At 64.4% G+C, this 12,058-nt stretch carries 10 protein-coding genes; 3 read left to right on the forward strand and 7 right to left on the reverse strand.

The genetic code is table 11. From position 1 onward, the window contains the following. Positions 1–128: 128 nt before the first annotated feature. Positions 129–2,201 (reverse strand): polyphosphate kinase 1, encoded by a 2,073-nt coding sequence (gene ppk1, locus CAL18_RS12895; RefSeq protein ID WP_026640078.1) that lies wholly within the window; start codon positions 2,199–2,201, stop codon positions 129–131. A gap of 178 nt (positions 2,202–2,379) precedes the next feature. Between ppk1 and ppx the strand changes: the two genes are divergently transcribed. Then, positions 2,380–3,867 carry an exopolyphosphatase gene (gene ppx, locus CAL18_RS12900; protein WP_094797018.1) on the forward strand — a complete coding sequence of 496 codons (1,488 nt, stop codon included), beginning with the start codon at positions 2,380–2,382 and terminating at the stop codon, positions 3,865–3,867. 65 nt (positions 3,868–3,932) lie between these two features. Here ppx and CAL18_RS12905 read toward each other — a convergent pair whose 3' ends face one another. Next, positions 3,933–4,733 carry a GNAT family N-acetyltransferase gene (locus CAL18_RS12905; RefSeq protein ID WP_026640076.1) on the reverse strand — a complete coding sequence of 267 codons (801 nt, stop codon included), beginning with the start codon at positions 4,731–4,733 and terminating at the stop codon, positions 3,933–3,935. Positions 4,734–4,881: 148 nt separating this feature from the next. Beyond that, entirely contained in the window at positions 4,882–5,403 is a 522-nt protein-coding gene (locus CAL18_RS12910) for a MarR family winged helix-turn-helix transcriptional regulator (RefSeq protein ID WP_026640075.1), read from the reverse strand. A 68-nt stretch (positions 5,404–5,471) separates the two neighbouring features. Here CAL18_RS12910 and CAL18_RS12915 point away from each other — a divergent pair, with 68 nt between their 5' ends. Both CAL18_RS12915 and CAL18_RS12920 read left to right on the forward strand, forming a co-directional pair. After that, positions 5,472–6,380, forward strand: a complete 909-nt coding sequence (locus CAL18_RS12915; protein ID WP_094818013.1) for an EamA family transporter — start codon at positions 5,472–5,474, stop codon at positions 6,378–6,380. Next, positions 6,377–6,994 (forward strand): nitroreductase family protein, encoded by a 618-nt coding sequence (locus tag CAL18_RS12920; protein WP_094818014.1) that lies wholly within the window; start codon positions 6,377–6,379, stop codon positions 6,992–6,994. Before CAL18_RS12915 ends, CAL18_RS12920 begins: the two co-directional genes overlap by 4 nt. 129 nt (positions 6,995–7,123) lie before the next feature. Here the strand turns inward: CAL18_RS12920 and glmM are convergent, their stop codons facing one another. The 4 genes from glmM to CAL18_RS12940 all read right to left on the reverse strand — a co-directional run bounded on the left by glmM (position 7,124) and on the right by CAL18_RS12940 (position 12,051). Next, positions 7,124–8,464 (reverse strand): phosphoglucosamine mutase, encoded by a 1,341-nt coding sequence (glmM, locus tag CAL18_RS12925; protein WP_026640073.1) that lies wholly within the window; start codon positions 8,462–8,464, stop codon positions 7,124–7,126. Next, on the reverse strand, positions 8,461–9,303 hold the full coding sequence (gene folP / locus CAL18_RS12930) for a dihydropteroate synthase (protein WP_094818015.1): 843 nt from the start codon (positions 9,301–9,303) through the stop codon (positions 8,461–8,463). The genes glmM and folP overlap by 4 nt, the downstream gene beginning before the upstream one ends. 18 nt (positions 9,304–9,321) lie before the next feature. Beyond that, positions 9,322–11,208 (reverse strand): ATP-dependent zinc metalloprotease FtsH, encoded by a 1,887-nt coding sequence (gene ftsH / locus CAL18_RS12935; RefSeq protein ID WP_026640071.1) that lies wholly within the window; start codon positions 11,206–11,208, stop codon positions 9,322–9,324. Positions 11,209–11,418: 210 nt separating this feature from the next. Next, positions 11,419–12,051: an RlmE family RNA methyltransferase gene (locus CAL18_RS12940; RefSeq protein ID WP_026640070.1), complete on the reverse strand. Its 633-nt coding sequence runs from the start codon at positions 12,049–12,051 to the stop codon at positions 11,419–11,421. Positions 12,052–12,058 lie beyond the last annotated feature (7 nt).

A 12,058-nucleotide genomic window follows, 5' to 3' on the forward strand; every position in this document is an offset into this window, starting at 1 on the left:
CTGTGCTCGTTGAGGAAGTCGCGGCGGGCTGGCGGCCCGTCTGATCATCGACGTAACGAATGTTAGAAGGCCAACATGACAAGACCGTGACAGTCACATACGCTTCAAGCAGGCAATTATTAGGGACACTACCCTAGCCGGGTAGCCAGGAATTCGTGCAGATTCAGAGGCGCCCGGCGGTTGCGCACACGCAGATAGGTGCCGTCGGGCTGCTGCTGCCACGACAGCTGGTTGTCGCGCAGGGCAAAGGTGAACGCTTCGTCGATGACACGCTTCTTGAGCGCCTTGTCATAAATCGGGAAGGCGACCTCTACCCGGCGGAAGAAATTGCGGTCCATCCAGTCGGCCGACGACAGGTAGACCAGTTCCTGCCCATCGGCATAAAAGTAGAACACGCGCGAGTGTTCGAGAAAGCGCCCCACGATGGACCGCACCCTGATGTTGTCGGAAAGCCCGGGTACGCCGGCCCGCAAGGCGCACACGCCCCGCACGACAAGGTCGATCTTGACGCCGGCCTGGCTGGCCAGGTACAGCTCGGCGATGATCTGCTCTTCGAGCAGCGAGTTCATCTTGGCGAGAATGCGCGCCTTGCGGCCCGCCTTGGCAGCCCGGATCTCGGCGCGGATATGCGCGAGCATGCCATCGTGCAGGGTAAAGGGCGACTGCAGCAGCGCCTTCAGGCTGCGGCGCGCGCCCAGGCCCGTAAGCTGGGTGAAGACCTGGTCCATGTCTTCGCAGATGCGCGGGTCGGCAGTAAGCAGGCCGAAGTCGGTATACAGGCGCGCGGTACGCGGGTGGTAGTTGCCCGTGCCCAGATGGGCGTACCGGCGCAGGCGGCCTTTTTCCCGGCGCAGCACCAGCGCCATCTTGGCATGGGTCTTGTGGGCCACCACGCCGTACACCACGTGCGCGCCGACTTCTTCAAGGCGAGCCGCCCAGTTGATGTTGGTCTGCTCGTCGAAGCGGGCCATGAGCTCCACTACCACGGTGACTTCCTTGCCGGCGCGCGCGGCCGCCAGCAGGATCTGCATCAGCTCGGAATCTTCGCCGGTACGGTAGATCGTCTGCTTGATGGCCATGACATCGGGATCGAGCGCGGCCGCCGTCAGGAAGTCGATGACAGGCTGGAATGACTGGTACGGATGGTGCAACAGGCGGTCGGCCTCGGCCACCGCCGCGAAAAGCTCGGCCGGCTTGCCCGCCACCATGTCGAACGGCGCCGGCACCGAACCGTGGTGCGGCGGGAACAGCAGATCGGGCCGGCTGTCGGAATTGCACAGCTGCATCAGGCGCGACAGGTTGACCGGACCGTTGACCCGGTAAGTATCCTCGGCCACAAGCGAGAATTCACGCTGCAGGTAGGCTTCGAGGTCGGGCGGCGTCAGGCGGTCGATTTCAAGCCGCACGGCGGCCCCGAAATTGCGCTGCGACAGTTCGCCCTGCAGGGCATGGCGCAGGTTGGTGACTTCTTCTTCGTCGACGAACAGGTCGCTGTTGCGCGTGACCCGCCACTGATAGCAGCCCAGCATTTCCAGGCCCGGGAACAGCTCGCCCACAAAGGCGCGCATCAGCGACGTAAGCAGGACATGGCCATCGGGCTTGCCCGAAATCTCGGGCGGCATCTTGATCAGCCGGGGCAGCGCGCGCGGGGCCTGCACCACGGCAATGGACGCCTGCCGGCCAAAAGCGTCGGCGCCCGACAAGGCCACGATGAAATTCAGGCTTTTGTTATAGACGCGCGGAAACGGATGGGCGGGGTCGAGCCCGATGGGCGTGAGCAGCGGCATGACATCGCGCTTGAACACGTCGTGCGCCCACCGCTGCTGCGCTTCGTTCCATTCGGAGGCGTGATGCAGGGCGATGCCCTCGGCATCGAGGCTGGGCAGGATGTTGTGGTTGAGCAGGTCGTACTGGCGGGCCACCAGGGCATGGACCTTTTGCTGCACGCGCTGGAAGACCTCGGCCGGGGTACGGCCGTCGGGGCCCGTAAGCCCGGGATTCTGGCGCTGCTGTTCTTTCAGGCTGGATATGCGTATTTCGAAGAATTCGTCGAGATTGGAACTGACGATGCACACATAGCGCAGGCGTTCGAGCAGCGGCACCTGCGGGTTTTCCGCCATCGCCAGGACCCGCTCGTTGAACTTCAATAAAGAAAGCTCGCGGTTCAGGAACGGACGTTCAACAGACGGACGAGTCGACATACGAGATTCCAAGCAGACGGACAAGACCCTGGTTTTACTGCAGTTTCGTGACGCTTCCATGACGGCGTCGCGCAACCTCAGAGCGTACGACAAATCGGCCGGTTGCGGTGCGCTGCGCAGGGGCTGTCATATCGGTTCTCTATAATCGGCCCACTGACAGCCCTACCCACATGCCCGCATGAATCATCTACTGGCCGCCGTAGACCTCGGCTCAAACAGCTTTCGCCTTTCCATCGGGCGAGTCGTCGAGCAAGGCGGCGCACAGACCATCTACCAGATCGACCGCCTCAAGGAAACCGTGCGGCTGGCTGCCGGGCTGGATGGCGATAAACGCCTGGGAGAGCCGGCCGTGGAACGGGCCGTGGCCGTGCTGGAACGCTTTGGCGAACGCCTGCACAGCTTTCACCCCAGCCGGGTTCGCGCAGTGGCCACCAACACGTTCCGGGTCGCCCGCAACACGGCCGAGTTCCTGCCGCGCGCCCAGGCTGCCCTGGGCTTTCCCATCGAGGTCATCGCGGGGCGCGAAGAGGCCCGCCTGATTTTCTCGGGCGTGGTGCACACGCTGCCGCCGTCGCTGAACCGGCGCCTGGTCATCGACATCGGCGGCGGCTCGACTGAAGTCATTATCGGCAAAGGCTTCGAGCCGGGGCTGATGTCGTCGCTGTACATGGGCTGCGTCACGTACAGCAGGCAGTTCTTCCCCGACGGCACGGTGGATGCCCACCAGATGAAGCTGGCAGAGCTGGCCGCGCGGCGCGAAATCGAAGTCATCGCCAAGCAATACCGCAAGGCCGGCTGGAAAGAAGCGTACGGTTCATCGGGCACCGCCAAGGCCCTGTACGCCATTCTTACCGAATGCGGCTTCTCAGACCGGGGCATCACCCGCGCGGGCCTGAAACGCCTGAAAGAACGCATCATCCGTTCGGGCCGGGTCATTCCCCAGGAACTGCCGGGCATCAAGCTGGAACGCGCCGACGTGTTGCCGGGCGGCCTGGCCATCATGAGCGCCCTGTTCGACGAACTGGGTATCGAGGTAATGCACACCGGCGACGGGGCGCTGCGGCTGGGCGTGCTGTACGACCTGCTGGGACGCGACGCCGAACACGACAAGCGCGACGAAACGGTGCGCCAGTTCATGAAGCGCTACCACGTGGATGCCAACCAGGCGCTACGCGTGCGCAAGGCGGCGCTGGCGTTCTTCGATTCCATCTGCCCGCCCGAGGAAGGCCGCACCGAGCTGCGCCAGGCGTTGGGCTGGGCCTGCGACCTGCATGAAGTGGGCTTGTCCATTGCGCACAACGGCTATCACAAGCACACGGCCTACGTGCTGGACAACGCCGACATGCCCGGTTTCTCGCGCGTCGACCAGCAATTGCTGGCGCTGCTGGCCCTGGGGCACCACGGCAAGCTCTCCAAAGTTGAACCGCTGGTGCACGACCGCAACGAATGGGCGGCCATCCTGTGCCTGCGGATCGCGGTGTTGCTGCTGCGCCGGCGCACGGATATCGCCCAGTTGCCCCTGACGGTGTCCATACGCGACAACTCCATTGTCGTGCGCATCGACCGCGCCTGGCTGGCCAAGCATCCCCTGAGCGACTTCACACTGCGCTCCGAAGAGTCAGAATGGCGAAAGGTGGGCTTCTCTTTCGAGTTGCTTGAGTTCTAGGCGCAATGGCCGGGTGGCGCGGCAAAGCAGCCGCATGCGCCACCGCCTGAGCGCGCGGCGCATGGTCAGGCGATGGCCGGCGCCGCAACGTCCAGACCGAAATGCCGGCGGTAGCGGTCGTCCATTTGCTCCATGTCGAGCAAGACCGGAAAGTCGGCCGTATTGAAATCCGGATCCCAGGCGGGCTCGCCGCAAATGCGGGCGCCCAGTTTCAGGTAGCCCTTGATGAGCGGCGGCACGCGCGCCGGCAACGGGCTGTCCAGGCGTTCGACCGGGTAACGATGCAAGGGCGTGACGCGCGGCGCGCCAGGTATCTGCGCTTGGCCGGCCACGTTGCGCCAGACCTCGGCGGCCGTCACGCCGTCATCGCGCAGGCTGACGCTTGCACAGCCCAGCATGTAGCGGTATGCGCCGCGTCTCATGAATTCGGCCAGCCCGGACCACAACAGCATAATGGCCGCGCCGCTGCGATGGTCGGCGTGCGTGCAGGACCGCCCGACCTCTACCATGTTGTTGCGCAAGGCGGCGAGACCGGAAAGGTCGAATTCGGACTCGGAGTAATAGCCGCCCGCCTGGCGGGCTTTGTCGGGCGTCATGATGCGATAAGTGCCCACCACGCGGCCCGTATCAAGCTCACGCACCATCAAGTGTTCGCACCAGGGATCGTAGCGGTCGCGCTCTATGCCGTCTTGCGCATCGGGAAACACCGCGCCCATGTCTTCCGTGAACACCGTGTACCGAAGGCGCTGCACTTCTTCGATTTCTTCGGGGGTACACGCCAGCCCCACTACCAGAATCCGCGACTGTGAGCCTGCCCACGGCTGCGGTTTGGCTGGCCTGGGATCGATACGTGCTAATTCGAGCATTACGCGGAACTCCTGAAGTATGGCGACAGTGTGGAGACCGGATGTGTCAGGTATTTGAAGAAAATGTTACATGACCATGAAGTTTACGCCTATCGCCGCAGGGCGGCGAGGTGCGGCCGGCGAGGTCCGGCCGGCCAGGGGCAGCTGCCTAGGGGCGGCCGGGCGCATCCAGACTGAGCAGCAACTCGGATAAGCGCATGTCCAGCTCGGCAAGCGCTGCAGCCGGCAGAGCGGACAAAATCTGGCGCTCGTTGGCGATGTGCGCCTCGACTACGCGGTCGATAAGCGTGCGGCCCTTGCGGGTCAGTTGAACGAGCATGCTGCGCGCATCCTGGGCGTTAGGCACGCGCTCGATCCATCCTTTGGCTTCCAGGCTCTTGAGCCGATGGGTCATCGTGCCCGAAGTCACCATCAAGGTGGAGAACAGCTCGGTCGGACTCAGGCGACACGGCTCGCCGGCGCGCCGCAGCGCGGCCAGCATGTCGAACTCCCAGAGGCTCAAATCGAATTCAGCGAAGCACGATTCAAGACGCTGTTCCAGCAGGGCGGCGCATCGCTTGATGCGACCGATCGGCCCCATCGGACTGGCGTCCAGATCGGGCCGCGCTCGCGCCCACTGGTCGAGGATCGCGTCTACCGCATCGGGCAGGCGTTGGCTGGTTTTCTTCATATATCTTGACTTCAAGATAAGTGGCGAACACAATGGCGCCAATATATCTTGAATTAAAGATAATCACCATGCCCGCTAACCCTTCCACCAATTACTGGCGCGATGTGCTGCTCAGCGCGCTCGCGCCCGTGATCTGGGGTTCGACCTACATCGTCGCCTCGGAGCTGCTGCCGCCGGATCGTCCATTTACCGCTGCTCTCATCCGCGCCCTGCCCGCCGGCCTGCTGTTGCTCGCGTATACGCGCCGAATGCCCGCGCGCCGGGATTGGTGGCGTTTGCTGGTACTGGGCGCACTGAATATCGGCATCTTCCAGGCCTTGCTGTTTGTGGCGGCCTATCGTCTTCCGGGCGGGTTGGCAGCGGTACTCGGTTCGGTGCAGCCGCTGGTCGTGATGGCCCTGGCCTGGGTGGCCGACCGGCGATCACCAGCACAGGCCACGCTGTGGTCGGCTGTCACGGGTATAGCGGGAATGGCCGTGCTGCTGTTGTCGCCGCAAACCGTGTTTGAGCCCGTGGGCATTGCGGCGGCGCTGCTGGGCGCGGTGTGCATGGCAACCGGCATGTGGCTGACCCAACGCTGGCGGCTGGATTTGCCGGTATTGGCACTTACCGGCTGGCAACTGGTAATTGGCGGCCTGATGCTCGCGCCCGTTGCCTGGCTGGCAGATCCCCCCTTGCCGCCGCTGTCGTCATCGCAATGGCTGGCCTATGCCTACTTGAGCCTGGCGGGCGCGGTGCTGGCTTATGTACTGTTTTTCCGGGGCCTCGTGCGGTTGCCGGCGGTGGCCGTCGCATCGCTGGGCTTGCTCAGTCCGCTCACTGCCGTGGTGCTGGGGTGGGGGCTGCTGTCGCAGTCGATCAAGGGCATGCCGCTGGCAGGGCTGGTGGTCGTACTCGCCAGCGTCTTCGCCGTGCAATGGACGTCGGCGCGTACCCGGCATCACGTTTTTATTTCACCCAAGCAGCTGTTGCCATGAACCATTCCATACAGAACGTCATTGAAACCAGAACGTCCGTCAATCACTTCCAGCCCGGCCGGCCGCTGGAGGATGGCGTCATCGAATTCCTTATCAGCCAGGCGACCAAGGCGCCTTCCGCGTACAACCTGCAAAACTGGCGATTCATCGCCGTGCGCACGCCCGATGCGAAGTCCCGCCTGAAATCCGCAGCCTACGAGCAGCAGAAGATCGTGGATGCGTCGGTGGCCTTCATCATTTGCGGCACGCTGGAAGCCTATTCGCAATTGGCTTGCGCGCTTCAACCCAGCATGGATGCGCAAATCATGGAGCCGCACATGGTCGATGGCTGGGTGGCCCAGGCGACTGCAACGCACCAAGGCAATCTCGTCTTGCAGCGCGACGAAGCTGTCCGTTCGGCCTCGCTGGCCGCAATGACGCTGATGTTGGCGGCACAAGGCATGGGACTGGGATCGTGCGCGATGAGTGGCTTCGATGCACAGCAGGTGAGCCGGACGTTTGATCTGGATGCAACCGAGCTTCCAGTGATGATCGTCACGGTGGGCTACGCCGCCGATGACAATTGGCCGCAGAAGCCACGCCGGGCGTTGACAGAAGTTCTTTCCATCGTGTGAGGAAATGCCGATAAGCCTGCCGTATCCGGTCCTGGCGCGTACCAGCGAAATGCGGCACTGGTGTCATGGCGAAATGAAAAAAGGCCGGCCCCTGTGCGGGACGCGGCCTTCGTGGCACGGCATGGGCGTTCAGGCCAGGCTGGCGGCCAGCTTTTCTGCGCAGGATGCCGCCAGTGCGGCCTCTTCGGCTTCGACCATGAGCCGCAGCTTGGGCTCGGTACCCGATGCGCGGATCAATACGCGGCCGCGGCCGGCCAGTTCGGCCTCGACGGCCTGCCGGGCGGCAGCCAGCCCGGCGTGCGATGACCAGTCGGTTCCGGGCGCCAGCGGCACGTTGATCATCTTCTGCGGATACATGCGCAGGTCGCCCACCCAGTCGGCCAGGGTGACGTCGTGGCGCCGCAGAGCCGTAAGCACCTGCAGCGCGGCGATGATACCGTCGCCAGTGGTGTGGCAATCGAGGCAGATCAAGTGGCCCGAGCTTTCGCCGCCATAGAGCCAGCCCCGGGCCTGCATCTGTTCGAGCACATAGCGGTCGCCCACCTTGGCGCGCTCGAACCCCACCCCCAGGCGCTGCATCTGCAGTTCGAATCCGTAGTTGGTCATGAGCGTGCCCACGACGCCGGCCACCGGGCCGCGCGTCATGCGCTCGCGTACGACGGCATACAACAACTCGTCGCCGTCGTAGATGCGGCCGTCGCCGTCGACCATCTGCAGGCGATCGGCATCGCCGTCCAGGGCGATGCCCAGGTGGGCGCCGCGCTCGCGCACGGCTTGCGCCAGCGATGCCGGATGCAAGGCGCCGACGCCGTCGTTGATGTTCAGGCCATCGGGCGACACGCCTATGGCGTGCACTTCGGCGCCCAGTTCCTGGAACACGTGAGGCGCCACGTTGTAGGCCGCGCCATGCGCGGCGTCTACCACGAGCTTCAGGCCATTGAGGTCCAGATCGTTGGGAAACGTGCTTTTGCAGAACTCGATATACCGCCCCTGGGAGTCCTGCATGCGGCGCGCGCGCCCCAGCGCCTCGGACTTCACGCAGCCCAGCGGCTCGTCCAGGGCCGCCTCGATCTCGGCCTCGATCTCGTCGGGCAGCTTCATGCCGCTGGCCGAGAAGAATTTGATGCCGTTGTCCTGGTAGGGATTGTGCGAGGCGCTGATGACAATGCCGGCCACCAGCCGCAGGGCGCGGGTAAGGTAGGCCACGGCCGGCGTGGGCACGGGGCCCGCCAGCAACACGTCGATGCCCGCAGCCGACAGGCCGGCCTCGAGCGCGGATTCGAGCATGTAGCCCGAAACGCGCGTGTCTTTGCCGATGACAACCTGCGGGCTGCCGCCGCGACTGCCATGCTGGCGGGCCAGGACACGGCCCGCCGCGTAGCCCAGGCGCAGGGCGAAGGCTGCGTTGATGACTTCGCCGCCCACTTCGCCCCGGACACCATCGGTGCCGAAATACTTGCGTTGCGTCATGCTCGTATAGCTCCTTGTTCGGCCGCCTGCCAGACCTTCAGGGCGTCTATGGTGGCCGCCACGTCGTGCACGCGCACGATGGAGGCGCCGCGCGCGACGCACGCCAGCGCACCGGCAATGCTGCCGGCCAGGCGATCGGATACCGGCCTGCCGGTGGCTTCGCCGATCATGGATTTGCGCGACAACCCGGTCAAGAGGGGATAGCTGGACACACGCAGGCTGGACAACCTGCGCAACAGTTGAAAATTGTGTTCGGCCGTCTTGCCGAACCCGAAACCCGGGTCCAGCACGATGCGGCGAGGGTCTACCCAGGCGGCGCGCAGCCGTTGCGCCCGCGCGCCCAGGAACACGCCGATCTCGCCCAGCAGGTCGGTGTATTCGGGCGCCTGTTGCATGGTGCCCGGTTCGCCTTTCATGTGCATCACGCACAAACCACAGCGCGTGGGCGCCACGGCTTCGATGGCCCCGGGCTGGCGAAACCCGTAGATGTCGTTGATCATGTCGGCGCCCGCATCTAGCACGGCGCGCATGACGTCGGGCTTGAAGGTATCGACCGACAAAGGCACGCCACAATCGCGCAAGGCCTCGATCACGGGCAGCAGGCGGGCCAGTTCTTCCGACGCCGGCACCGGCGCGGCCCCCGGCCGGGTGGACTCGCCGCCCAGGTCCAGGATATGCGCGCCCTCGGCGATCAGGGCGCGGGCGTGCGCAATGGCCGCATCGGCATCGGCATGCTGGCCGCCGTCGGAAAAGGAATCGGGCGTGATGTTGACGATGCCCATCACGAGCGGGCGCTCGAGATCAAACTCGTAGCGCCCGCACAAAAAGGTGTTGGCCATGAAGGACGACCGGCGTGATCAGACCGCCGCGGGAGTGCCGCTGCCGCCCGTGGCCAGGCCGGTGGGCGGGGTATCGGGCGAGTCGGGGGTGCCTTCGGGCGTCTTGGGAGGACGCGGCGGGCGGCCCGACGTGATGTCGTTGATCTGGTCGGCGTCGATGGTTTCCCATTCGAGCAGTGCACGCGTCATGGCTTCGACCATTTCGCGGTTTTCCTCGAGGATCTTGCGCGCCACCATGTATTGCTCGTCGATGATGCGCCGGATTTCGGCGTCGACCTTCTGCATGGTCGCCTCGGACATATGCGTGGTCTTGGTGACGCTGCGCCCCAGGAAGACTTCGCCTTCGTTCTCGGCGTACACCATGGGGCCAAGATCGCTCATGCCGTAGCGGGTGACGATGTCGCGCGCGATGGCCGTGGCGCGTTCGAAGTCGTTCGAGGCGCCGGTGGTCATCTGGTTCATGAAGATCTCTTCGGCGATACGGCCGCCGAACAGCACCGCGATGGTGTTGAGCAGACGCTCTTTGTCCATGCTGTAGCGGTCGTTCTCGGGCAACTGCATGGTCACCCCCAGCGCGCGGCCGCGCGGGATGATGGTGACCTTGTGCACCGGGTCGGTCTTGGGCAGCATCTTGGCCACGATCGCGTGCCCGGACTCGTGGTAGGCCGTGTTCTTGCGCTCTTCTTCGGGCATGACGATCGAGCGGCGCTCGGCGCCCATGATGATCTTGTCCTTGGCCTTTTCGAAGTCGGACATGTCGACGGTGCGGCCGTTGCGGCGCGCCGCGAACAGCGCCGCCTCGTTGACCAGGTTGGCGAGGTCGGCGCCCGAGAAGCCGGGGCAGCCGCGCGCCAGGATGGTGGCGTCGACGTTGGGCGACAACGGCACCTTGCGCATGTGCACGCGCAGGATCTGTTCGCGCCCGCGGATGTCGGGCAACGGCACCACGACCTGGCGGTCGAAGCGGCCCGGGCGCAGCAGCGCCGGGTCGAGCACGTCGGGGCGGTTGGTGGCGGCGATGACGATAACGCCCTGGCCGGATTCAAAACCGTCCATCTCGACCAGCATCTGGTTCAGGGTCTGTTCGCGTTCGTCGTTGCCGCCGCCCAGCCCGGCGCCACGCTGGCGGCCCACGGCGTCGATTTCATCGATGAAGATGATGCACGGGGCGTGCTTCTTGGCGTTTTCGAACATGTCGCGCACGCGGGCCGCACCCACGCCCACGAACATTTCGACAAAGTCCGAACCGGAAATGCTGAAGAACGGCACCTTGGCCTCGCCCGCGATGGCCTTGGCCAGCAGCGTCTTGCCGGTACCGGGCGAGCCCACCATCAGCACGCCGCGCGGAATGCGGCCGCCGAGCTTCTGGAACTTGCTGGGGTCGCGCAGAAAATCGACCAGTTCCTGGACGTCTTCCTTGGCTTCATCGCAGCCGGCCACATCGGCGAAGGTTACCTGGTTGGTGTTTTCGTCGAGCATGCGCGCGCGCGACTTGCCGAAGCTGAACGCACCGCCGCGTCCGCCGCCCTGCATCTGGCGCATGAAGAACACCCACACGCCGATCAGCAGCAGCATGGGGAACCACGAAACGAAGATGCTCATGAGCAGCGACGGCTCTTCGCGCGCCTTGCCCGAGACGTCCACGCCGTACTTGAGCAGATCCGAAACCATCCAGAGGTCGCCCGGCGAGGTCAGCGTATAGGCGCGACCGGTGTCAGGCGTGACATAAAGCACGTCGCCCTGCACGTCGACCTTGCGGATGCGCCCTGCCTTGGCGTCATCCATGAACTGGGTGTAGCTGACGCCGTCCTGCGTCTGGGCCCGCCCGTCAAACTGTTTGAACACCGTAAACAGGACGAGCGCGATCACCATCCAGACCGCGACTTTGGAAAATGAATTATTCAAGGTCGATCTCCTGCTTTCGATTCCGACCGGCGACCGCCCCGCTCATATGGCACAGTCACAAGTATGTCAATAGCTCATTCTACCCTGTCGGGACCGGTTCCGTCTGGCGCCGGGAGCGGCGCTGATACATGTTGGAACCTTGACGCGCGCCGTGCCTGACAGGGGCGAATTCGGGTATGCCGGGCGGCGAAGCCCGGCGTGGCTGGCCGCCTACTTCAAATCGCGCGCGACCAGGAAGGTTTCGGAAGATTTATCCCGCGACGCCTTGGGCTTGCGCTCGACGACGCGCTTGAAGCGCTGCTTGTAGGCCTGCACGATCTGGGAGAACCCGCTGCCGTGGAAGGCTTTGACAATCAGCGCCCCGTCGGGCTTGAGGTGGTTGCAGGCAAACTCCAGGGCCAGTTCGCATACATGCTGGATACGAGCAGAATCCGCGACGCCCACGCCCGATAAGTTGGGGGCCATGTCCGAAATGACAAGGTCGACCGCCTGGTCGCCCACCAATTCTTGCAACTGTTGCAAAACCGCGTCATCGCGGAAGTCGCCCTGGATGAATTCCACCCCGGCCACCGGCTCCATGGGCAGCAGGTCCAGGGCGATGATGCGCCCATCCACCACGCCGCCGGGGCCGGCCAGGCGTTCGCGCGCCACTTGCGACCAGCTGCCGGGGGCCGAGCCCAGGTCGACCACGACATCGCCGCGGCGCAGCAGTTTTTCGGTGTCGACGATCTCGATCAGCTTGAACGCGGCGCGGGCGCGATAGCCCTTCTGTTGCGCCATCTTCACATAGGGATCGTTGATGTGCTGGTTGATCCAGTCTTTAGAGAATTTCTTTTTGGCCATTACCGTA

Source organism: Bordetella genomosp. 7, assembly GCF_002261415.1.
In the GTDB taxonomy this organism is placed as follows: Bacteria; Pseudomonadota; Gammaproteobacteria; order Burkholderiales; family Burkholderiaceae_B; genus Bordetella_A.

Coding starts and splice junctions, on each gene's coding strand:
- ppk1 (WP_026640078.1), bottom strand. CDS start 2,201: ATGTCGACTCGTCCGTCTGTTGAACGTCCGTTCCTGAACCGCGAGCTT.
- ppx (WP_094797018.1), top strand. CDS start 2,380: ATGAATCATCTACTGGCCGCCGTAGACCTCGGCTCAAACAGCTTTCGC.
- CAL18_RS12905 (WP_026640076.1), bottom strand. CDS start 4,733: ATGCTCGAATTAGCACGTATCGATCCCAGGCCAGCCAAACCGCAGCCG.
- CAL18_RS12910 (WP_026640075.1), bottom strand. CDS start 5,403: ATGAAGAAAACCAGCCAACGCCTGCCCGATGCGGTAGACGCGATCCTC.
- CAL18_RS12915 (WP_094818013.1), top strand. CDS start 5,472: ATGCCCGCTAACCCTTCCACCAATTACTGGCGCGATGTGCTGCTCAGC.
- CAL18_RS12920 (WP_094818014.1), top strand. CDS start 6,377: ATGAACCATTCCATACAGAACGTCATTGAAACCAGAACGTCCGTCAAT.
- glmM (WP_026640073.1), bottom strand. CDS start 8,464: ATGACGCAACGCAAGTATTTCGGCACCGATGGTGTCCGGGGCGAAGTG.
- folP (WP_094818015.1), bottom strand. CDS start 9,303: ATGGCCAACACCTTTTTGTGCGGGCGCTACGAGTTTGATCTCGAGCGC.
- CAL18_RS12940 (WP_026640070.1), bottom strand. CDS start 12,051: ATGGCCAAAAAGAAATTCTCTAAAGACTGGATCAACCAGCACATCAAC.